The organism is Spirulina sp. CCNP1310 (genome assembly GCF_034932185.1).
Lineage (GTDB): Bacteria > Cyanobacteriota > Cyanobacteriia > Cyanobacteriales > Spirulinaceae > Spirulina.
In genome coordinates this window covers 11383-33056 of sequence record NZ_JAYGHW010000073.1, presented here as the reverse complement: position 1 = coordinate 33056, position 21674 = coordinate 11383, and the positions used below count along the sequence as shown (strand labels likewise).

The following is a 21674-nucleotide window of genomic DNA, read 5'->3' as shown; positions in this document are numbered from 1 at the left end:
TGGAAGTGCAGTAATGTATGGAGCCGAGGCATCCTAACAGACCGAGGGCTTGACCTCTAAAAATCTTGTTTACTTATGCAGTCTTGAAGGTATAGCTGGTGTCTAAGGCGTAGTGGAACCACTCCGAATCCATCCCGAACTCGGTTGTGAAACACTTCTGCGGCGACGATACTTGGGGGGTTGCCCCCTGGCACAATAGCTCGATGCCAGCTTTATATTCTGAAAGCAAAAGGCTCTACTTAATTGTGGAGCCTTTTGTGTTGTCTTGCTTTAATCTAAAGTTATCTCTATTTTTGATTGTGATGGTTTCTGAATCGATCGCCTCCCTGCGGCAACATCTCCTTGATTTACTTCTGCAATTTGCTTATCAAGAGGGGGATTTTACCCTCTCCTCTGGGCAAAAAAGCAGTTATTACATTAATACGAAACAGGTGACGCTCCGGGCGGATGGGGCGTTAACCGTTGGGCGTTTACTGTGGGCGATGTTACCACAGGGAACCCAGGCGGTCGGTGGATTAACCTTGGGGGCTGACCCGATGGTGACGGCGGTGAGCTTGGTTTCTGAATTGGAGGCCCAACCTATACCGGCTCTGATTGTGCGCAAAAAACCGAAGGGTCATGGAACCCGTGCCTATATTGAGGGGCCGAATTTACCTGATGGCGCTCATATTGTTGTCTTGGAGGATGTGGTGACAACGGGACAATCAGCAATGCAGGCGGTGGAGCAGTTACAGGGAGCCGGCTACAAAGTGACCCAAATTTTGGCATTGGTGGATCGTGAAGCGGGTGGTTGTGAGCTTTATTCATCCCATGGGATTGCTTTTCAAGCTGTATTTTCCATTCAGGATTTACAGGCTGCGGCACAGGGAGATTAAATAGCGATGAGTTTTAGGTATTGAGTAAATTTTGGGGCGATCGCCATTGTCGCCATGCAACCGCTACCCAATTCACGACCAAGCAAACGGAGCCTAAGGTGGCCAAAATAAATGTAACTGGGTGAATCACACCAATGATGAACCAGGTTGATACATGGAGGAACAGAGCGATAACCAAGCCACTGGCGATCATCACTGAGGTGAAGAGGGCAGCCGTAGTCTTTTGCCAATAGATTAAGAGGAGGGTTTGGATCGTCATTAGCAAAATTAAAGGGATCAGCGTGGCGCAAATCGCAACACAGTGATTTCGGGAAAAAGCCGCCAAGTCGGTGAATAGGCTAATTGCTAACATTTCTTAACCTCTGAAGAGAGCACTGACTCCTATACTAATCCCTCTTTTCCCAGTTTTGCTGATCTGTACCAAAACTGTCGTAAACCTTAATCCGGTCTGGTCAGACCAGTTAAAGTATGAGAGTAAGTAGAGCAAATCGTAAAAACGTTATGAATTGGTGGCATAAACTCAAGCATAATCCTTTAGCCAAATTTGGGGCTGTTCTACTAGGATTTTTCTACCTGAGTGCTTTACTGGCGGGATTTTTAGCTCCCTATAGCCCGTATAATTCCCAAACCAATGGCTCACTGCTGCCCCCGACAACGATTTATTGGCAAACTCCAGCAGGTCAGTGGATTGGCCCTCATGTTTACCCAACGACCCAAGGCCCGACGGATCTAGAAACGGGAGAGCGGGAATTGAGTCTTGATCTCCAGCACCCTTCGCCTCTGCGTTTATTTGTGAAAGGGGATAGTTATACCTTCCTTCCCGGAATCAAAAGCGATCGCCACCTCTTTGGAACCATCGGGCCAGGACGAATTAACCTCCTGGGAACTGATGAACAGGGTCGAGATCAACTAAGCCGGTTATTATTTGGGGGACAAATTAGTCTCAGCATTGGTCTAGTGGGGATTGCTATTTCTTTTCCCCTGGGGATGCTGATTGGCGGCATTGCTGGTTATTTTGGGGGTTGGGTAGATGCCTTCTTGATGCGTGTGGTAGAAGTATTAATGAGTGTACCCACTATTTATCTTTTGGTGGCATTGGCGGCAATTCTTCCCCCTGGCTTAACCAGTTCTCAGCGCTTTTTGCTCATTGTAGTGATCACCTCTTTTGTGAGTTGGTCAGGGTTAGCGCGGGTGATTCGAGGCCAGGTTTTATCGTTGAAAGAACAGGAGTTTGTCAAAGCCGCACGGGTGATTGGCGCAAATTCTTTCACGATTATTGTCCGCCATATCCTCCCCCAAACCTCAACCTATGTGATTATTGCAGCAACACTTTCCATTCCCAGTTTTATTGTAGCGGAATCCGTTTTGAGTCTGATTGGGTTGGGCATTCAGCAACCCGATCCCTCTTGGGGTAATCTACTCTCCTTAGCCACCAATGCTTCAATTTTAGTATTACAACCTTGGCTAATTTGGTCGCCAGCCAGCTTGATTGTGCTGACAGTTCTTGCCTTTAATCTCCTGGGTGATGGGTTGAGGGATGCCCTTGATCCCCGTGACTTAAAACGTTAATTCACTCAAAGGGCTTTGGTGCAGATTGGTTCTAGATGAGTGGTGCGATCGCCATGGCACTCCGGTATCGTGCAGAGTAAATTAATTGACTCTTGAGGTGGCTCTTGGAAATACGGAATGGGGTCTATCAATAATTTTATAAACTGGCCATTACAGATATAAAACTGCTGATAGCCCCAATCCATTAGTTGAGCCAATAAATCTAAAGGATGATAATCAAAGGCTTTTGTCCAATCAAAAAACAGTTCGACATAAACCATGGGATGATGCTTTTGAATGATTGCTGATCCACCTTTAAGCACTAACAACTCGGCCCCTTCCACATCACACTTAATAAAATCTAAACGTGGCCAGTTCTGGCAATAGTGATCCAAGGTTTGTAATGTACAAATATAAGATTGTATCTGCTGCACTGTTTTCCAAGACCCTGTTTGATGATCTGGGCGCATCGATGCCTGGCCATCATCGTGATCCGGTAAATATAAAACGGCTTCCCCGAGTTGATCCCCTAAAGCGCAGTTATAGGGAATGACATTGGAAAAAATTTGTTCATGGGCTAAGGTTTGAGTTAAATACTCGAAAGTGCTAGGTATGGGTTCAAAGGCATATACTTTTCCTGAATTACCAACAATATGGGAAAACAAGACTGTATAATAACCACGATTTGCACCGATATCAATGACCACATCTCCCCGTTGAATCAGAGATAAAAAGAGTAGTTTTTCAAAATTAGGCTGTTTTCGGCTTGTTAAAATTTTCCAATACAGTAAAGGATATTGTGCGAATAAAAAATTAAACCATTGGATTATTTTCATGATAATGTTTGATAAAATAAACTTGACAAAGGACGCTAAATCTCCCTATCTTAAAGAAGATTTAGCATCATGATTGGGTGAATCTAAAAAATTAGCCTAACCCAACAACTACGGGGTGGAAGAAAAAGGCTAACCCTAAGACCAGATAGGTGGCTAATAATAGCCCTCCTTCTAGCCAGTTGGATTTTCCATCGGAGCTAACAGAGTTGGCAACCCACACAGCCACAATGACTGCAACTAATTCAAAGGGATTAAAATCTAAATCCATTGGTTGCCCCATAAGCCAACCTGCAATGACTAAGACTGGGGCAACAAACAGGGCAATTTGCAAACTAGAACCCACGGAAACCGCTACTGATAAATCCATTTTGTTTTTCATGGCGACGGTAACGGCGGTGGCGTGTTCCGCTGCGTTACCAATGATGGGAATGAGAATAACCCCGGTAAAGAGGGAAGTGAGGCCGAGGCTACTAGTGGCAACTTCTAAGGTGTCCACTAAAAATTCTGATTCTAGAGCGACCAACAGTGTTACGGCTAATAACACGATAATCCAGAGGGTGATATTGGGTTTTTCATGGCTTTCAATGGCTTCACCTTGGTCATTTTCTTCTAAGTCAGCAACCCCAACATCATAAAGATAGGTGTGGGTTTTCATTGAAAACAGTAAGGTCAAGCCATAAACTGCAATTAGGATTACTGCAACAGCGACGGAGAGGTTTTGTAGTGTCGATTCTTCAATGCCGCTGGAGGTGTATTCAACGGCAGTGGGTACGAGCAAAGCAATGACCGCAAGGTTCATGGTTGAGGCATTTAATCGGGCAGCGGTGGGTTGAAACTCCTGCTCTTTAAAGCGAAGGCCACCGAGTAACATGGAAAAGCCGAGAACTAGCAATAAATTACTAATAATCGAGCCAGTAATGGTTGCTTTGACTACTTCAATTAACCCACCGCGAAGGGCGACAAAGGCGATAATCAGTTCTGTGGCATTTCCAAAGGTGGCATTGAGTAAGCCGCCTAAGTTTGGCCCCACCACGACCGCAATTTCTTCTGTGGCTAAACCCATCAGAGCCGCTAATGGCACAATGGCTAGAGCTGCGGTAATAAAGGTGGTGGCTTCTCCCCAGCTCAAGAGGGATGAAGCAATGGAAATGGGGATAAACACTAACAATGTGTAAATGATTTTGTTCATAGGTTAGGAAAAAGGGATGGTATTGAGGATGATCCTGTTCGGATTTTAGCGGATCGATTTAGGGAATTTTACGGAATCTAGGTTTAGGATTCTGAGGGAGTACGTTGATGATGCCATTTCCAGAGACATCCAGAGACAACATTGGTCAAGATATGAGCAATGACGGGTACGATGAGATTGCCGGTGACGATCGCCCCTACCCCCAAAATCATGCCGACAAAGGTGGCCCAAACCATATAGGGCCACTGATTTAAGCTACTGAGATGGAGTACCCCAAACAGGAGACTGGAAAGGGCGATCGCCCCCCAACTGAACCCTAAAGCCGGTAACATCACACCGCGAAAGAGGAGTTCTTCACTTAAACCGGGTAATAATCCTAACCAAATCAGATCTGGCCAATCGAGGGGACGAATCACCAGATCAAGATAGAGATCCGCGCTGCGACGATAGGCAGGCCAAAGACGATGAATCAAGGTGCTAGCGCCGGTAATACCGAGCATTAATCCACATCCCCACAGGAAAGCCATGGGGGTAAATTTCGCGCTGAGGAGGGGAACCTGCCCCAAAAATTGCCAGAGTTTCGCCACGACTAAGAGCAAGAGGGCGGTGACAATCATGGCTACAAGCACTTGAGTCCGGGTTAGGGTTTCCGACTCTGGGGAGGAAGGGGGATAGTTCACAGGTTTAAGGGGGAAATAGCAGGGTGAAGCAGATGGGGATCGAGGCCGGCCCGGTAGGCGGCTAATAGCCCGATCGCCTCTGGATAAGACCGGGCCCGGATGGCGCGAATGCCCAAGGGTTCGGGGGGAACGTTGAGGGTGGTGGTGTTGGCTTCAACGGCGATGACGAGGCGATTGGTGCGCTGTCGCGGATCGCCTAAACTCAGGGTGGCACTGCCACCACAGGCAGAGGCCGGCACAATCAACGCATCCACCTGATCCGCCCAGATCTGATCGCGATGATGGGGTTGGCTTTGGTGAATTAACCGAGGGGCATGGGCTAACCCGACGAGAACACAGGGTAAAAATGTATAACCCAACTCTTCCGCCGCTGATCGGGGGGCAACAGCGGGATCTAAGGGCAGGGGTGCAAGGGCAGGGGCGTGGGCGCAGGGGATGCGAAATTGGCGAACGATGAGATGGGAAATCACGGCTTCGGCTCCGGCGAGGGCATCCACCCCGGAACCGTGGCGATAGGCGGTTAAGGCTTCACTGCCCAAGTCATCGGGGAAACGGGCAATGACGGCGATCGCCTCCACCTGGGATGTATTGACTAACCGTTCCGCCGCCCGCAATAAACTACCAGGATTCGCCAAAGTTCCCCAACTGGCACCGGATCCTGAGGTTTGGAGTGTGACATTGAGGGGGGCATCGGTTTCGATCAGCGTCGTAATCGGTAAACCGAGGGTGGCTCGGGCGGCTTCAATGGCTTGGCGGTGGCGATCGCGCAATTCTGGCTCAATGCCCTGGTCAAAAATCACCCCAATCCGGTTTTGATGCACCGGCTCTAACCCCCAATGGCCCGCAGCAAATTGATCCAAAGCGTAGCCCTCCACATAGAGCGCTTGGGGGATGGGCCAATACATTTGCGCACCGTTGAGAACATTGGGATGGGTAATAATGCGATCGCACAAGGGGGCCAAAGCCTTAACAACAGGCAACGCATCGCCAGCATATCCCCCAATGGCCGCCCCGATGCCGGTAGGCACGATGAGAACCACAGTGAAGGGAGGAGAAGCAAAAGAATTCAAAGCAATTCTAGGTAGATCAATCCCAATTTTATCAAGGGGGGTTCCTGGATTTCTTTTGCGGGGATTGATTCCTATATTTCTTCACAGTTGGGGAACGGGGAATGGGGAACGGGTTAAAGTTGGGTTTTGGCGAAGGCGATCGCCTCAGCGGGGGTGTGAATTTGGCCCTGGATATGGGCCAGTTGAATTTGGGTTAAGAGCGCACCAATTTGCGGGGAAGGGGTGAGGTTGAGTTGATTGATCAAGTCTGTGCCGGAAACGAGGGGGGTAGGATGGGCCACGGGATTTTGAGGGTCAAGATAGGCATTGACTAAGGGCGCAACTACCCCAACAGCACGGGTTTCTCGCAGAATATCCTGATGGGCCGCCATCGCCACCGCCAAAACCACCACCATCGGCAGCCCATCCCCCACGCCTTGGAAGAAAAAGTACTGCTCCTCCAAACCCATTTCCTGCTCCATCAGCCCCAAAACCTGGGGCAAATACTGCCAAGCTCGCTGGACGGCCTGGACTTCAGCGCGGGAATACTTTAAGGCATTGAGCGTCGCGCCTGCCCTTGATGCCGTCACCAAACTGGCTAACTTGGCTAAACCCAAGGCACTGAGGGCCTGGGGACTAGCGACTTGGGCCAATTGCGTCCCAAAACCATCCCAAATCTTACTCAAGAGCCAAGCTACTTGGTCAATTTGCTCCAGTTGGGGAATGGCATCGGGGGTAAAATCCGGGAGCCAATCCTGCCAGATCTGATCCTCAATGGCCAAGGCGAGCCAAGGGGTTGCCTGGGGGAGCATGAGTAGATAATTTAACTCTGTCCGCACCCGTTCCCCCGCGACGGTTTTGAGGAGGGGGGCTAATTTCCGTAGGGCCTTGCGGGTTTTGGGTTGGAGGGAAAATTGCAGTTGGGCCCCCTGACGATAAGCCCGCAGGATCCGCAGGGGATCATCCTGGAGATTGCCCTTGGTAATCATTTGAATTAAGCCCGCTTGCAGATCCTCAATACCATTGAGGGGATCGAATAGGGTTTGATGGTGGGGGTCATAGGCGATCGCATTAATCGTAAAATCTCGCCGGTTTAAATCCGCTTCGAGATGCTCCCCCACCATCTGGGCAATATCCACCGTGCCTTGGTCAAAGACAACACGGGCAATCTGGCGATCGCGATCCAACACCACAAACCCCGCCTGATAGTGATCCGCTAGGGCCCGCGCCTTGGTGATCGCCCCACTGTCCACCACGCAATCAACATCAAACCGCTCCCCTTGACGTTGGAGCAAAGCATCCCGCACCGTACCGCCCACAAAATAAGCCGGGGGCGGCAGCCATTCTAAGCTAAAGGGCAATCGCTCGGGAGCAAGGGCCGCAACAGTGAAATCCAAAGTGGTCATGGGGAAGAGAAAAAAAAGCCAAGGCTAACCCTTAGTCTAAGGCCGTTTTAATGTTTATTTTTAGCAAATTTTCGGGCAAAATCACCCCTGATGGTATCTTTCCTGACCCCCATGGAGTCAGTACATTAATTTTTGTGATATTTGATTAATAATCCTGAAGAGAATTTTACAATTTGGAAAAAAGAGACAAGATCACAAAAATCCTGCTGATTTAGGAGGGAAGATCCCCTTGCTTGCCATCGGGTTATTATTATTCTCCGTCAACCCACGGTCAAGGAAGTGATCAAATTGATCTAGATCTAAATTTTAAAACGCCTTTTTTGATAAACCTTTTTTACCATGCGTCCTTCAGTCCAATCAGTGACCTCTGCTTTTGTGTCCACTCCTCCTCTGTCTAACCCATTACAGCGGATTGCGGCCCATATTCCCGGTGTTGTGTATCAATTTCTTAAATCTACCGATGGCACGGTTCGCTTTCCCTTTATTAGCACCAGTTGTGAGCAGCTTTTAGGACTAAGCGCTACCAGTATTCAAGAGAATGCCCAGGTGTTAATCCGTTGTATTGCTCAAGAAGACTACGCCAGTTTTACAGCGGCGATCGCCAAATCAGAAGCAACCTTAGAACCCTGGCATTGGCAAGGCCGGATGGTCTTACCCAATGGTCGCATCCTCTGGATTTCCGGCGCTTCCCGGCCGGAGTTATTGCCCAACGGCGATATTCTCTGGGATGGTCTGCTCATGGATATCACCCCCACGAAAGAAGACGAATTAAAACTTTTAGCGGCGAAGCAAGCCACGGAAACCGCACTCCTCAGCTACAAATACGCCGTCGAAAGTAGTACCCATGCCATTAGTATCACCAATGCTCAAGGTCGGCACATCTATCAAAATGCCGCCTTTTGCCGCCTGTTTGCCTGTCCGACGGTGGAGGCCCTCAACCGGGAGGGAGGGCTAGGGGTTTTATTTGCCGATCCCCTGATCTATGGGGAAATTTTGATAACGCTCAAACAGGGGCGATCGTGGATTGGGGAAGTTGAACAGCGCTCCTGTCAAGGGCGATTGATGCAATGTTTGCTCCGGGCGGATGTGATCCGCAATGAGGTAGGGGAAGTGATTGGGTTTTTAGGGATTACCACCGATATTACCCAGACCAAAAAAATTCGCGAAGAGCGGCAACGTTTAGCGACGTTGGTGGAAAACAGTGCGGATCTGATCGGTGTGGCCCATAAAGAAGGGGATATTTTATTTCTCAATGAAGCGGGTTTAGCTCTGGTGGGGTTGCCCGATGAAGCTACCGCAAAAACCCACCATCTCAGCGATCTGATTTTCCCGGAAGACCGTGCTGCCTATCAACAGGTGGTGATGGCCACCGTGATGCAGACCGGGACTTGGCAGGGAGAATTTCGGTTCCGTCATTTCCAAACCGGGGTGGCGATTCCGGTGGATTTGACGGTTTTCATCATCCACAGCCCCGATACGGGGGAACCTTTGGGGCTAGCGATCATGAGTCGGGATATTCGCGATCGCCAACGTTCCGAGGCAAAGCTCAAACGCCAAGCGGAAAACCTCCGCAAAATGCTCCACAAGCTCCAAAACACGCAAACTCAATTGATCCAGACGGAAAAAATGTCCAGTTTGGGGCAATTGGTGGCGGGGGTGGCCCATGAAATTAACAATCCGGTTAATTTCATCCATGGCAACTTGGCCTACCTGAATGACTACACCGAGGAACTCCTCGCCCTCCTCAGGCTCTATCAAACCCATTACCCGGAACCCGTGGCCCCGATTCAAACGCAATTGGACAGCAGTGATATTGAGTTTATTCAAGCCGATCTCCCGAAGTTGATGAAGTCGATGACCTTAGGCACGGTGCGGATTCGGGAAATTGTTCAATCCTTGAAAGTGTTTTCGCGGATGGATGAAATGGGGGTGAAGCCCGTGGATCTCCTAGAAGGCATTGAAAGCACATTGTTGATCCTCAAAAATCAAATCAAGCCAGCGGCGAATCACCCAGAAATTCGGATTACCCGTAACTATGAGCCGTTGCCTCTGGTGGATTGCTATGGCGGTCAACTCAATCAGGTGTTTATGAATATTCTCAGCAATGCCATTGATGCCCTCCATGAGCGGGATCAGGGGCGATCGCCCGCCGACTGCCAAGCCCACCCCAGTTGGATCAAAATTACCACTGAACACCGGATTGAGGATCATTGGATTGTGATCCGCATTGCCGACAATGGCCCGGGCATTAGTACCAAAGTGCAGTCCCGTTTATTTGATCCCTTCTTCACGACGAAGCCGGTGGGGAAAGGTACAGGGCTGGGCCTGTCGATTAGTTACCAAATCATCACCGAACGCCATCATGGCCGCCTTACCTGTCAATCAACCCTCAAGGAAGGGACGGAATTTGTGATTGAAATTCCCTGTCATCCTCCGGCCCGCCGTCTGAAATGAGCAATGCGCAACCCCCTTGGCTCGCTACAATGGGAAAAATTTCAACAACACCTCCATGACTGCCTTTGCCGCTGAGATTCCTTGGGAGCGGGCGATCGCCGCCCTCTCAGGAATTGAACAAATTACTGATCCCAATCAACTCACCAAACTTTCCCAGGACTACTACCATTTCAGCCCCATCCTCGCGGCCCAATTGGCGGATAAGCGGGCGGATTTGGTGGTGCGGCCCACCAGTGAGGTGGATGTCTTGCGAGTAGCCCAGGTTTGCACTCGTTACCAGATTCCCCTCACGGTGCGGGGAGCCGGAACGGGGAACTATGGGCAATGTGTGCCGCTCAAGGGGGGCATTGTCCTCGATTTAACCAAACTCAATCAGATCCATTGGATTCGTCAGGGTGTTGCGTCGGTGGATCCGGGGGTGCGATTGGCCAACTTTGATAAACAGGCCCGCCCTGAGGGGTGGGAATGGCGGATGTATCCCTCCACCTATCGCACTGCGACCGTTGGCGGCTTTTTTGGCGGCGGCAGTGGGGGGATCGGTTCGATTACCTATGGGCAACTGCGCGATCGCGGCAATCTCAACGCGGTACGGGTCGTTACCCTCGAAAATTACCCCCAGGTGCTAGAACTGCGGGGGGATGCGGTGCAACAGGTTAACCATGCCTATGGCACGAATGGGATTATTACCCGTTTGGAATTGCCCCTCGCCCCTGCCTATGATTGGGCAGAACTGATAATCACGTTTCCCGATCTGGCGACAGTGGCAAACTTTGGCCAAGTCTTAGGGGAGACGGATGGCCTCATGAAAAAATTGATCACCGTTTGTGCGCCGTCAGTATGTCCGTATTTAACGGCCCTACAGGATTATTTACCCAAGGGCCAAGCCTGCGCCCTGGTGATGATTGCGGAGTCTTCCCTTGAGTTATTCCGGGAACTGGTTCAGGAATTTGGGGGCAGGATTACCTATGAAAAATCCGCCCTAGAAGCCCAAAAAGGGATCAGTTTGGCGGAATTTACCTGGAACCACACCACCCTCCACGCCCGCGCCGTTGATCCCACTATCACTTATTTACAGACCTTCTATTTCACGGTGGAGCGGGTGTTGGCGATGGAGAAGGAGTTTGGCGATGAAGTGATGATCCATTTGGAGTTTCTGCGGGGGGAGGGTCGAGTGATGCCTGCCGGGTTACAGTTGGTGCGCTACACCACACCGGAGCGGCTCGATGAGATTATTGCCCTCCATGAGGCGGCGGGCTGTGCGATCGCCAACCCCCACACCTATATTCTCGAAGATGGGGGCCGCAAAGTGATTGATCCGGTGCAACTGGCGTTTAAGGAATTTGTCGATCCGCGAGGGTTGCTGAATCCTGGCAAAATGCGGGCTTGGTTTGAAAAATACCCGACGGGGAGCCGTGTTTGAATTTGAGATGGGGCGAAAGCGTTTTCGCCCCTACAGGTTGATGGGATTTGCGATGGGGCGAAAGATTTTTCGCCCCTACAGGTTGATGGGGTCAGCCCTTAACCTTTCATTAATCATTAACCACGGCCGCGCTCTAAGAGCACCATCATCAACAAACTGAGAACAATGGTGATTTGGCGATTGTCATCCAATTGATCCATCTGTTTGACGGTGAATTTGCGCGAGAGGAAGGTGGGGATTTTTGAGAGGCGCATCACGACGGTTTTTTCGGGGTTTTCGACGAGATAAACAGGGTTGAGGATAAACCCGGTAAAGAAGTTGACAATGGGAACCTCGCACAGGAGGCCATCGAGTACCTTCACCCAAGGGTTTTCTTCGCGGATCGTGTACAGGGGGGTTTCCGTTTGATCGGGGCCAAAAATATCGTAGTGGGCCCGCCAGATGGAGCGCAGTCCTCTCCGTTTGACGGAACCGAGGGCTTGGTTTTGAGCATTGGTGAATCGATAGGCGGCGGAAAAGTCGATGATGCGATCCGCTTTAATCGAGTACAGTTGCTGAGTTTGACTGCGATCGCTACAGACTTTAATATCTTCTTTAAGCTTGAATAGCTTTTGCTTAACGTAAAGCACCAGTTGATCCTGGGCATCGGTGACGGAAATTTGCGGGGCGAGGGCAAAGAGTTTAAACGTCAAGGTTAAGGGGGTCTGAAGCATGAAGCCTCCTAGGTGGCTCGGGAAATATTCCATAGCATACGCGCTCTCTTTACAAAATTCAGCAAAATCTGAGCTGAATTGGAAAAAGTGGCGATCGCTCCCCCTTTGCCGGTGGTCATCCTCAGCCATGGGGGGCAGATCCAAGACGACCATCGGGCCGCCCAAGGGGGAGGGAAGAATTAGAATTCACTCTTGCGAGAGCGATCCCTAGATGGGATGATAGGGGGTGGCACGGCGGCGATCGCCTTCCGAAATGCTTGAGCCAGAATACTGGCTTTGTGCATCCGTTGTTTTATTCCCACCTATCGTCAGATTAAATATGGTTGTTGCTAGTCAATCCCTCGAAGAACTTTGCATTAATTCCATTCGCTTTTTAGCCATTGATGCGGTGCAAAAAGCGAACTCTGGCCACCCTGGCCTACCAATGGGGGCGGCTCCCATGGCCTTTGTGCTCTGGGATCGCTTCATGCGCTACAACCCGAAAAACCCCCACTGGTTTAACCGCGATCGCTTCGTGCTCTCTGCCGGTCATGGCTGTATGTTGCAATATGCCCTACTGCACCTGATGGGCTATGACAGCGTGACCATCGATGATCTGAAACAGTTCCGCCAATGGGGTTCTAAAACCCCGGGCCACCCGGAAAATTTTGAAACCTTGGGTGTGGAAGTCACCACCGGCCCCTTGGGTCAAGGGATTTGTAATGGGGTAGGTTTAGCGGCTGCTGAGGCCCACTTGGCCGCCAAATTCAACAAGCCCGATGCCACCATTGTTGACCACTACACCTATGTCATCCTCGGCGATGGCTGCAACATGGAAGGGATTTCTGGGGAAGCTTGCTCCTTGGCGGGTCACTGGGGTTTAGGGAAACTGATCGCCCTCTATGACGATAACCACATTTCCATTGATGGCTCCACGGATATTGCCTTTACCGAAGATGTTTGCGCTCGGTTTGAAGCCTATGGTTGGCATACGCTCCATGTGGAAAACGGCAATACGGATTTAGAGGCGATCGCCCGCGCCATTGAAACCGCCAAATCCGTCACCGACAAGCCCACTTTAATTAAAGTCACCACCACCATCGGCTACGGCTCCCCCAACAAAGCCGATACCGCTGGCGTTCATGGTGCTGCCCTCGGCCCCGATGAAGTGAAGCTGACCCGCGAAAATCTCGGTTGGACCTATGGGGAATTTGAAGTTCCCGCCGATGCCTTAGCCCATTGCCGCAAGGCGATCGAGCGGGGTGCAAGCTACCAAGCAGAATGGGAAGCCCAATTGGCCCAATACAAAGCCCAATATGCCAGCGAAGCCGCTGAATTTGAACGGCTCCTCAGTGGTGAACTGCCCAGTGGTTGGGACAAAGACCTCCCCAACCCCAGCCCGGAAGATAAAGTCCTGGCGACTCGGAAGCATTCGGAAATCACGTTGAATGCGATCGCCCCCCACCTGCCAGAATTAATCGGCGGCTCGGCGGACTTGACCCATTCCAACCTGACGGAATTGAAATGCTCCGGCAACTTCCAAAAGGGCAGTTATGAAAACCGTAACCTCCGGTTTGGGGTGCGGGAGCATGGCATGGCGGCAATTTGTAATGGGATTGCGCTCCATGGTTCCGGGTTAATCCCCTACTGCGCGACGTTCTTGGTGTTTGCCGACTACCTGCGGGGGGCGCTGCGCCTTTCTGCCCTTTCCCAAGCCGGGGTGATCTACATTCTCACCCATGACTCTATTGCCCTCGGTGAAGATGGCCCCACCCACCAACCCGTGGAAACCATCGCCTCCCTGCGGATTATCCCCAACCTCTTAACGTTCCGCCCCGCCGATGGTCGGGAATGCTCCGGTGCTTACAAGGTGGCGATCACCAGCCGCCAACGCCCCAGCGCCTTAGCCCTCACCCGTCAAGGTGTACCGAATCTGGTGAACTCCAGCGCGGATGCAGTGGCGAAGGGAGCCTATGTGCTCAACGACTGCGACGGTACGCCGGATCTAATCCTCTTGGCCACGGGTTCGGAAGTGGGCCTCTGTGTGGAAGCAGCGGAAAAACTCACCAGCCAAGGGAAGAAGGTGCGGGTTGTGTCAATGCCCTGCTGGACGTTGTTTGAAGAGCAGAGCGATGAGTACAAGGAATCGGTTCTGCCGAAAGCAGTGACGAAACGGCTGTCTGTGGAAGCCGGTACAACCTTCGGTTGGGCCCGCTATGTAGGCAGTGCGGGCGCGTCCATCGGTACGGATGGCTACGGTGCATCGGCTCCTGGCGAGACGATCATGGAAAAATACGGCTTCACTGTAGATAACGTGGTGGCTCAAGCCAACGCCCTCTAGGGATTCCCTAGTCTTGTGGGGTGGGCATCCACCCTCACAGATTGGCAAGGTTAACAATGGGAGTAAACGATCACCATTGTAGCCTTGCTGTTTTTTTGTGATCAGGGGCGATCGCCCCATGGGGGGGCTTCAAAGTTTAAGGTGATCCGCTAAATTTATTCAACATTGAAACCCTTGATGTAGGGGCGAAAAATTTTTCGCCCCTATGCAGATTTGGTATTCAATCGAGTCAATTTCACCCTGTTTTCTGAAGAACCGGAATGGGTAAGACAACTTACCGATTATGAAAATAATTAACGATGCTTTCTTCAAGTTTGATCGCGGGCAAAAACAACTGATATTCCCATCCTTCTCCCGCCGGCTGATCCCTTTTCGTAATATAGTCCTGTCTGGGATAGGCTTTGCCTTCTGCCCCTAAGTAGCGCTCTACCGCGTGAAAAACAAACAGCCGAGCATAAACATAGCCCAGGAAGTACAGGCCCAACAGGCTCAATAAAATCAGGATAAATTTACTACTTTTTTCCATTCCATTACCTACACGAAACCTTGTTTAAGCGGTTTAGGCGTTTCATAGATGTAGTGGTCATGTTCCACTGCACCATCACTGGGTAATGTATCTAGAACGCTTGGGGGAATATCGGCAACTAATTCCTCAATGAATCCCCATAAGGGCTGTTCTGTTTGGCTGTAATGTCTCATCTTCGCCAAACGCAGAAAAACCAATAATTCACTAATTAGAGTTTCGGGTGCTGTTTCAAGTTCATGCACAAGTTGTTCTTTAGGAGTCATATTGTTTTAATTGGGTATTTTTAAGTTGTCTATGAGTTTAATGAGATTCTCCAAGGATTTGTTTCAAGTCTTCAGCATCAGTTCCAACATTCTTGGCATTAAATGGTTCATGTAAGAATTGGTCAGCTTCCCAGGAGAACGAACTTTGTCCACCATGTTTTTCGGCTAATTCACTAAAATAGTTTTCGAGTTGAGTACATTGAGCACCGGTCAAGACAACCCTGGGTAAATGAATTTTACCATTAACTTTGTGAAATACTTTTTCAATTTCATTTGATATATTATGATTTTCTAGCTCTTTTTGAATCGCGGTTATAGCTTGCTGAGTTCGTTCAGGGTCGGATTTATCTCTTGAAAATGAAAGTGTTACATTTAGATCTGCAAAATATGCACACCAACGAGGTATCCATGCCTCCTCTTCAAATCCCCCATATATAGAAGATATCCATTCCCTTTTTCGCTCTACTTCAGATAACTGAATACCTTGGGAAACTTGTTTGTATTGGTAACTGATATCTTGATCGTTTATCTCAAGACTTACGACAGTAGCTTTAAGGTGCGGAAAACATTTGTTAAACCTTGTGTCAATCCACTTGGCAACCGACATCTTGCGATCGGCTGCCCTGGAATAGCAGTAGTCCACAGGATTAGGACAGTATGAAGGGTTTTTATGATCTCGGTGTTCAACCTTGACGATAATGCGCTCAATTGAAAAAATTCGTCTAGAGATTGGATAACAAACAATTGACGAAGGATCATTCATAAAGCTGTTGAACGTAACGCCGTACTTTAATTTACATTTTAGTTCACGTAGTTGTTGTTCTGGGTTATAAATATCGGCAAGATTTAGGATCATGCCTTCAAATTTGGAATTCCTGGGCATAATTTTTACCTCGTTAATTTTTTGAGTTTATAGTTAAGTCTGTACAATTCAATCCATAAGCACGCTTTGAACATCAGTAGTGATAACGAAGCTGGGCAATTTGGATCGAATTATTTTCAACTTTGTAAACGATACGATGTTCGTCTGTGATTCGCCGTGACCAATACCCAGAAAAGCCATGTTTGAGGGGTTCTGGTTTCCCAATCCCCGTAAAAGGGTGTCGCTGAATATCTTTGATCAGGGCATTGATCCGCTTGAGAATTTTACGATCGCACTCCTGCCAATATAAATAATCTGCCCACGCATTTTCAGAAAAAATCAGCGTCACTCGATCAACTCCCGTTCTTTGCCTCCGCCCGATTCTAGTTCTGCAATAGAATCGAGTAATCGCCGAGCATTGGTAGGACTGCGGAATAAATAGGCCGTTTCCGTTAAAGATTCATACTCTTCCTGCGAAAGCATCACCACCGCTCTACCATTAGGCCGAGTAATGGCGATCGCCCTATGACTCTCACAAACCTTATCCAAGGTTGCTGCTAAATTAGCATTGAGTGCTTGATCAGTAATTTGTTCCATTAGACCGTTAACCGTCAATAGGGATCATCATCTGCCCATTATGCTAACGCAATCAACCTTTAAAAACTAACCGTTTTTACCCAATTTTAGCCAACCGAAAACATCCTGTGCCGTAAGTTCCACATTAATCTCAGGGAGAACAGGAAGGGATTGCTCTGCCCGACAGATCTTGATTTCTTGTTGGGTATTTAAGATCAGCACAGAATAATCGTGAGGATCAACCAGCCAGCCCAATCGAGACCCATGATTGAGACAATGCAAAAGATTATCGATGACTCGATTCGTACTCTGATCCGGGGAGAGAATTTCGATCGCCCAGTCCGGTGCTTGGGTAAAGCTATCCTGCGGTTCCCCTAAATCATTGAGTTGAATCCGTTCTAATGCAATCACGACCACATCAGGAACGATGGAGCGATTGCCAAAGGTACAACGCAACTCAGGCAATGCTAGATAGTGACCTAGGGGATCATCGATCGCACTCAGTAATCGCTTCTGCAAAAGGGAATGTCGAAATTTTGGCATTGGCTTTTGGACAATATGACCCGCCACATATTCCCAAGCAGGGGACTCTTCAAGATCGGGTCGCTCTAAAAATTCTGCTAGCGTTAATTTTTGAGTGAGTACATTGGTCATGCTCTCAAGCCTCAACATTGAGAATTTCAATCTAGCACATCAAGAAAGGGATGCCAAAGCATCCCTTTCTTGACCTAAGGTTTTGGCATTAAACCTTACTCCACCCCTTCGATGCGGTCTTCCACCTCTTGGTAAAGCTCCTGGAGGCGCTCAATGTTCTCCTCCGAGGTTTCCCAATAGCCGCGACCATTCACCTCCAACAACGTCCCCACCATCCGGCGGAACGAATTGGGATTGAGATCCATCAGACGCTTGCACATTTCCGGGTCTTTGATAAACGTGCTATTTGTGTCCTCGTAGACCCAATTGTCCACCGCGTCCGCTGTGGCTGACCAGCCCATTGTATTCACCAGCCGCTTAGAAAGTTCCCGCACCCCTTCATAGCCGTGGGAGAGCATCCCCTCATACCATTTCGGGTTGAGCATCTTCGTGCGGGCATCGAGGCGGACGGTTTCGGAGAGCGATCGCACCTGGGCGTTAGCCGTCGTGGTATCCGCAATATAGGCCGCCGGTTTCTTGCCATCATCCCGCAAACTGGCCACCACTTTTGTGGGGTCAGAGTCGAAATAATGGGACACATCCGTGAGGCTGATTTCTGAAGAATCGAGGTTTTGGAATGTGACATCAGCGGTTTTTAACGCCGCTTCAAACACCTCGCGGCTTTCATCCATAATCCCCGGATTGTCGGAATTGAAGGAAAAAGATTTGCGATTGAGATACATATCTTGCAATTCTTTTTCCTCTTCCCAAGAGCTATTTTCCACCGCTAAATTGATGTTGCTCGAATAAGAACCGGAGGCATTGGAGAAGATACGGGTAGCGGCTTGGCGCAAATTAATTCCCATTTCTGCCGCCTGCTCTAGGGCGTGCTTGCGGACAAAATTCATTTCCAAGGGTTCATCAGCTTCGGCGGCCATCTTCACCGCTTGATCCAATAACGCCATTTGGTTAATAAATAGATCCCGGAACACACCGGAGCAGTTCACCACCACATCAACGCGGGGACGGCCCAACTCTTCTAAGGAGAGCAATTCCAACTTATTCACCCGGCCCAGGGCATCGGGGACGGGTTTCGCCCCCACCATCCAGAGGATTTGCGCCAGGGATTCGCCGTAGGTTTTGATGTTGTCGGTTCCCCAGAGGACACAGGCGATGGTTTCGGGATAATTGCCGCCGTTGTCGAGGCGTTGGCGTTCGAGGAGGCGATCGACGACGATTTTTGCCGATTGAATTGCCGCCAGGGTGGGGATCGATTGGGGATCGAGGGCGTGGATATTTTTGCCGGTGGGTAAAACGAGGGGGTTGCGGATCGGGTCGCCGCCAGGGCCAGGAAGGACATATTCCCCTTCTAGGGCCTTGAGCAATGCCCCCAATTCGTTATCCGCACAAATCTGCTCTAAGCAGAATTCCAGATATTCAAACAGGGGTTTGAGGTCGCTTTCGCTGACGTTGGCATAGCCGGATTGATGGAGGGATTCCACCCAGGGTGCTTTTTTGCCCAGGTTGAAGAAGTTCAACTTCGAGAGCATCGAAACCCGGCCATCATTATCGATTTGGGCTTTGACCAAGGCTCCTACGGCGGCGCGGGTGGCGGTGGTGATGTCTTGCAAGAGGTTGACATCGGTAAGGATGCCGCGATCGCTATTCCGATAAACCTCCTCCATATTGCGGCCAATGCTTTCGGCAATGATCCGCATCAAACTCTTTAACCCATCCTCTTCCCGATCCAAACTGGCAATATTCACCAAAGTGGCCACCGCTTCTTCCGCTGTGGGGGGTTTGCCAATCACATGGAGGCCGCAGGGCAAGAGGCGCGATTCAATTTCCATCAGGCGACGATACACCGAACCAATGAAATTATCCCGCGTTTCTCCGGCTTCTGGCTCCTGTAATTTGGCCTTGAGCGCATCGGGGTCGGCTAATTCAGGAATATCCTTATCCAAATTGAGCAGGATACTTTGATCGGCAATGGTGAGGGCGATTTGAATCCCCCGGCCCCCTTCCTTCAAGCTTTGATAGGAGCCGATCAACTCGCTCAATTCCTTTAACCCTTTGTATAACCCGGCATTTTCAGCGGGGGGGGTGAGGTAGCTGATGGTTTCGGCGTAGCTGCGGCGCTTGGCGATGGTGGCTTCGCTGGGGTTGTTGGCGGCGTAGTAGTAGAGGTTGGGAATCGAGCCGATTAAGCTATCGGGATAGCAATTATCCGACATCCCCATTTGTTTACCGGGCATGAATTCCAACGAGCCATGGGTGCCGAAATGTAACACCGCATCCGCTTGCCACACTTTTTCTAAATAGGTGTAGTAGGCGGCAAAACCATGGTGGGGGCTGGCGGAACGAGAAAACAGTAGGCGCATCGGGTCGCCTTCATAGCCAAACGTGGGCTGAACCCCAATGAAGAGGTTGCCAAAATGTTTGCCGTAGATCAGCATATTTTGACCGTCGGTGTTGAGGTGGCCCGGTGCTTCGCCCCAATTTTCGTGGAGTTTTTCGTGGTAGGGGGTGAGCCGCTCGTATTCGGGGACGGACATTTTATAGGCCACGTTTAGCTCTGGGCTGGCCAGTTGGGCTTGGGCATCGTGGATCACCGCATTCATCAGGGCTTCGGGGGATTCCGGCAGTTCGTCGATGTCGTAACCGTTGTTTTGTAAGGCCCGCATTACTTCGTAGATGGAGCCGAACACATCGAGATAGGCCGCCGTTCCCACATTCCCTTTATCGGGGGGGAAACTGAAGACGGTGATTGCTACCTTTTTATTCAGTTTCGGTTTTTTGCGCAGGTTGGCCCATTTGAGGGCCCGACCGGCGATCGCCTCCACCCGGTCTTGTAACGCAATGGCCCGACCCGTGGCCCCATCCCGCCCGGAAAGAATAATCGGCTCGATCGCCCCATCCAATTCCGGAATCGCAATCTGTAACGCCACTTGGATCGGGTGTAAACCTAATTCGCTCTCTTCCCATTCCTCCGTCGTTTGGAACACGAGGGGCAGAGCCACCATATAGGGGCGGTTCAACCGTTTGAGGGAATCGATCGCCTTGGGGTGATCCTGCCGCGCCGGGCCACCCACGAGGGCAAATCCTGTGAGGGAAACCACCACATCAATATAGGGGGTCGGCTCTACCCCTTGAATCCGCTTATCCCAAAAATATTCATCCACGGGCTTGGCAAAATCCAACCCGCCGGAAAACACCGCCATCACCCGCGCCCCAGTCGCCTCCAATTCCTGCACCATCGCCACATAATGGGCATCATCCCCAGTGACTAAATGGGTACGCTGCAACACCAACCCCACACAGGGGGCAAGGGGATCGCGGAGATCCTCGGTAATATCGTCCCGCTCGTTAAACCACTGCCAATATTCATGGGCATTCTCGAACATCTTCGGGGCGAGGGGATGCCAAATGCCCATATCGGGATAGACCACCGGATCGGCATAGCTAAACCCTTCTTGTTTGACGACATATTTATCCGCCAACATCAACAGGAAATTTTCTAAATTATCCGCCGAACCCCCCAGCCAGTATTGAAAACTGAGCATGAAGTTACGGGCATCCTGGGCGCGGTCAATGGGCAGATATTTCAACACCTTCGGCAGCGTCCGCAGCAGTTTGAGCATACTGTCTTGAAACGAAGACCCAGACTGCTTTTTACGGTTTTTCATGAATTGGGCGATCGCCCCCTTCGACTGCCCCAAATTCTCCATCGTAAACTTGCCCATCTTATTGAGGCGCATCACCTGGGGCATGGAGGGGAAGACGATGGAAACATCAAGATTTTCCCAATGGGGCTGGACAGCGGCAACGACCTTATCCGCTAAATCCTCAATGAAAATCAGCGAGGCAATGAATATATTGGCATTGGCCACATCCCGCTGAAACGCTTCGTAGTTTTCCGGGCTGCGTAACTCCTCAATCAGGTAGCCACTCACCTGAATGGCCACATGGGGGTTATTCTTGTTGATGGAATTGATCGCAGCGGTCAGCGTGCTTTGGTACTGAGGTTCTAGCACGACATAGACCACCTTAACAAGGGAACGACTGTCCTGCGCGTCCGGCGTAATGCTGCGAATGGTGGACTTGACGTGGGTGAACATAGATAGGCTGTCTCCTCTCTCTGTGGATGATGATGGGGGATGTTCCGTGGGTAAGCCTGGCCCGCCATCAATGCTTTGTTTTGGATACTCAGTGTTAGGTTGTATCAAAAAATGTTGACCTTCTACCCGATAGGGGGAGACTTTGACACAATTTGATAAACAAAATTAACGTTTTTGTCATAAAACTTGACAATGGGCTGAGTATT

Annotated in this window: 19 protein-coding genes and 1 rRNA gene; 6 read left to right on the top strand and 14 right to left on the bottom strand. The window is 50.1% G+C overall.

Features of this window, described 5'->3' with window-relative positions:
* Positions 1–94 precede the first annotated feature (94 nt).
* Positions 95–212: ribosomal RNA gene (gene rrf, locus VB712_RS13340) — 5S ribosomal RNA — on the top strand.
* Positions 213–302: 90 nt separating this feature from the next.
* A complete protein-coding gene (pyrE, locus tag VB712_RS13335) occupies positions 303–875 on the top strand; it encodes an orotate phosphoribosyltransferase (RefSeq protein WP_323255486.1) in 573 nt (190 codons plus the stop codon).
* A gap of 13 nt (positions 876–888) precedes the next feature.
* Here pyrE and VB712_RS13330 read toward each other — a convergent pair whose 3' ends face one another.
* Complete coding sequence (locus tag VB712_RS13330; protein ID WP_323255484.1) at positions 889–1227, bottom strand: hypothetical protein; 339 nt, start codon at positions 1225–1227, stop codon at positions 889–891.
* Positions 1228–1376: 149 nt separating this feature from the next.
* Between VB712_RS13330 and VB712_RS13325 the strand changes: the two genes are divergently transcribed.
* Complete coding sequence (locus VB712_RS13325; protein WP_323255482.1) at positions 1377–2444, top strand: ABC transporter permease; 1068 nt, start codon at positions 1377–1379, stop codon at positions 2442–2444.
* Positions 2445–2449: 5 nt separating this feature from the next.
* Here the strand turns inward: VB712_RS13325 and VB712_RS13320 are convergent, their stop codons facing one another.
* From VB712_RS13320 to VB712_RS13300, 5 genes are all read right to left on the bottom strand, one after another.
* The gene (locus tag VB712_RS13320; protein WP_323255481.1) at positions 2450–3259 is read right to left on the bottom strand and encodes an FkbM family methyltransferase; all 810 of its coding nucleotides are present in this window, start codon (positions 3257–3259) and stop codon (positions 2450–2452) included.
* A gap of 91 nt (positions 3260–3350) precedes the next feature.
* Entirely contained in the window at positions 3351–4448 is a 1098-nt protein-coding gene (cax, locus tag VB712_RS13315) for a calcium/proton exchanger (RefSeq protein WP_323255479.1), read from the bottom strand.
* Between the two features lie 83 nt (positions 4449–4531).
* Positions 4532–5065 (bottom strand): lysostaphin resistance A-like protein, encoded by a 534-nt coding sequence (locus tag VB712_RS13310; protein WP_416236344.1) that lies wholly within the window; start codon positions 5063–5065, stop codon positions 4532–4534.
* 59 nt (positions 5066–5124) lie between these two features.
* The gene (locus VB712_RS13305; RefSeq protein WP_323255475.1) at positions 5125–6168 is read right to left on the bottom strand and encodes a DUF3326 domain-containing protein; all 1044 of its coding nucleotides are present in this window, start codon (positions 6166–6168) and stop codon (positions 5125–5127) included.
* A 143-nt stretch (positions 6169–6311) separates the two neighbouring features.
* Positions 6312–7583, bottom strand: coding sequence for a CCA tRNA nucleotidyltransferase (locus tag VB712_RS13300; protein ID WP_323255473.1), 1272 nt, complete (start codon positions 7581–7583; stop codon positions 6312–6314).
* Positions 7584–7958: 375 nt separating this feature from the next.
* Between VB712_RS13300 and VB712_RS13295 the strand changes: the two genes are divergently transcribed.
* Together VB712_RS13295 and VB712_RS13290 are read left to right on the top strand one after the other, a co-directional pair.
* The gene (locus tag VB712_RS13295) at positions 7959–10037 is read left to right on the top strand and encodes a PAS domain S-box protein (RefSeq protein WP_323255471.1); all 2079 of its coding nucleotides are present in this window, start codon (positions 7959–7961) and stop codon (positions 10035–10037) included.
* 55 nt (positions 10038–10092) lie between these two features.
* A complete protein-coding gene (locus VB712_RS13290; RefSeq protein ID WP_323255469.1) occupies positions 10093–11457 on the top strand; it encodes an FAD-binding oxidoreductase in 1365 nt (454 codons plus the stop codon).
* 116 nt (positions 11458–11573) lie between these two features.
* On the opposite strand, the gene VB712_RS13285 is transcribed toward VB712_RS13290, so the two are convergent.
* Positions 11574–12170 carry a hypothetical protein gene (locus tag VB712_RS13285; protein ID WP_323255467.1) on the bottom strand — a complete coding sequence of 199 codons (597 nt, stop codon included), beginning with the start codon at positions 12168–12170 and terminating at the stop codon, positions 11574–11576.
* A 319-nt stretch (positions 12171–12489) separates the two neighbouring features.
* On the opposite strand from VB712_RS13285, the gene tkt reads away from it, so the two are divergent.
* Positions 12490–14490, top strand: coding sequence for a transketolase (gene tkt, locus VB712_RS13280; RefSeq protein WP_323255465.1), 2001 nt, complete (start codon positions 12490–12492; stop codon positions 14488–14490).
* A 274-nt stretch (positions 14491–14764) separates the two neighbouring features.
* On the opposite strand, the gene VB712_RS13275 is transcribed toward tkt, so the two are convergent.
* The 7 genes from VB712_RS13275 to VB712_RS13245 all read right to left on the bottom strand — a co-directional run bounded on the left by VB712_RS13275 (position 14765) and on the right by VB712_RS13245 (position 21468).
* Entirely contained in the window at positions 14765–15016 is a 252-nt protein-coding gene (locus VB712_RS13275) for a hypothetical protein (RefSeq protein WP_323255463.1), read from the bottom strand.
* A gap of 8 nt (positions 15017–15024) precedes the next feature.
* A complete protein-coding gene (locus tag VB712_RS13270) occupies positions 15025–15279 on the bottom strand; it encodes a hypothetical protein (protein WP_323255461.1) in 255 nt (84 codons plus the stop codon).
* 37 nt (positions 15280–15316) lie between these two features.
* On the bottom strand, positions 15317–16162 hold the full coding sequence (locus tag VB712_RS13265; protein WP_323255459.1) for a hypothetical protein: 846 nt from the start codon (positions 16160–16162) through the stop codon (positions 15317–15319).
* A gap of 73 nt (positions 16163–16235) precedes the next feature.
* Positions 16236–16490, bottom strand: a complete 255-nt coding sequence (locus VB712_RS13260) for a Txe/YoeB family addiction module toxin (protein ID WP_323255457.1) — start codon at positions 16488–16490, stop codon at positions 16236–16238.
* Entirely contained in the window at positions 16487–16738 is a 252-nt protein-coding gene (locus VB712_RS13255; protein ID WP_323255455.1) for a type II toxin-antitoxin system prevent-host-death family antitoxin, read from the bottom strand. Before VB712_RS13255 ends, VB712_RS13260 begins: the two co-directional genes overlap by 4 nt.
* Positions 16739–16804: 66 nt before the next feature.
* Positions 16805–17371 carry a Uma2 family endonuclease gene (locus tag VB712_RS13250; RefSeq protein ID WP_323255453.1) on the bottom strand — a complete coding sequence of 189 codons (567 nt, stop codon included), beginning with the start codon at positions 17369–17371 and terminating at the stop codon, positions 16805–16807.
* A 95-nt stretch (positions 17372–17466) separates the two neighbouring features.
* Entirely contained in the window at positions 17467–21468 is a 4002-nt protein-coding gene (locus VB712_RS13245) for a magnesium chelatase subunit H (protein ID WP_323255451.1), read from the bottom strand.
* Between the last annotated feature and the right edge of the window lie 206 nt (positions 21469–21674).

What these genes read in the sequence shown, in the direction of transcription:
- pyrE (WP_323255486.1), top strand. Translation starts at nt 303, where the DNA reads ATGGTTTCTGAATCGATCGCCTCCCTGCGGCAACATCTCCTTGATTTA.
- VB712_RS13330 (WP_323255484.1), bottom strand. Translation starts at nt 1,227, where the DNA reads ATGTTAGCAATTAGCCTATTCACCGACTTGGCGGCTTTTTCCCGAAAT.
- VB712_RS13325 (WP_323255482.1), top strand. Translation starts at nt 1,377, where the DNA reads ATGAATTGGTGGCATAAACTCAAGCATAATCCTTTAGCCAAATTTGGG.
- VB712_RS13320 (WP_323255481.1), bottom strand. Translation starts at nt 3,259, where the DNA reads ATGAAAATAATCCAATGGTTTAATTTTTTATTCGCACAATATCCTTTA.
- cax (WP_323255479.1), bottom strand. Translation starts at nt 4,448, where the DNA reads ATGAACAAAATCATTTACACATTGTTAGTGTTTATCCCCATTTCCATT.
- VB712_RS13310 (WP_416236344.1), bottom strand. Translation starts at nt 5,065, where the DNA reads ATGATTGTCACCGCCCTCTTGCTCTTAGTCGTGGCGAAACTCTGGCAA.
- VB712_RS13300 (WP_323255473.1), bottom strand. Translation starts at nt 7,583, where the DNA reads ATGACCACTTTGGATTTCACTGTTGCGGCCCTTGCTCCCGAGCGATTG.
- VB712_RS13290 (WP_323255469.1), top strand. Translation starts at nt 10,093, where the DNA reads ATGACTGCCTTTGCCGCTGAGATTCCTTGGGAGCGGGCGATCGCCGCC.
- VB712_RS13285 (WP_323255467.1), bottom strand. Translation starts at nt 12,170, where the DNA reads ATGCTTCAGACCCCCTTAACCTTGACGTTTAAACTCTTTGCCCTCGCC.
- tkt (WP_323255465.1), top strand. Translation starts at nt 12,490, where the DNA reads ATGGTTGTTGCTAGTCAATCCCTCGAAGAACTTTGCATTAATTCCATT.
- VB712_RS13275 (WP_323255463.1), bottom strand. Translation starts at nt 15,016, where the DNA reads ATGGAAAAAAGTAGTAAATTTATCCTGATTTTATTGAGCCTGTTGGGC.
- VB712_RS13270 (WP_323255461.1), bottom strand. Translation starts at nt 15,279, where the DNA reads ATGACTCCTAAAGAACAACTTGTGCATGAACTTGAAACAGCACCCGAA.
- VB712_RS13265 (WP_323255459.1), bottom strand. Translation starts at nt 16,162, where the DNA reads ATGCCCAGGAATTCCAAATTTGAAGGCATGATCCTAAATCTTGCCGAT.
- VB712_RS13255 (WP_323255455.1), bottom strand. Translation starts at nt 16,738, where the DNA reads ATGGAACAAATTACTGATCAAGCACTCAATGCTAATTTAGCAGCAACC.
- VB712_RS13250 (WP_323255453.1), bottom strand. Translation starts at nt 17,371, where the DNA reads ATGACCAATGTACTCACTCAAAAATTAACGCTAGCAGAATTTTTAGAG.
- VB712_RS13245 (WP_323255451.1), bottom strand. Translation starts at nt 21,468, where the DNA reads ATGTTCACCCACGTCAAGTCCACCATTCGCAGCATTACGCCGGACGCG.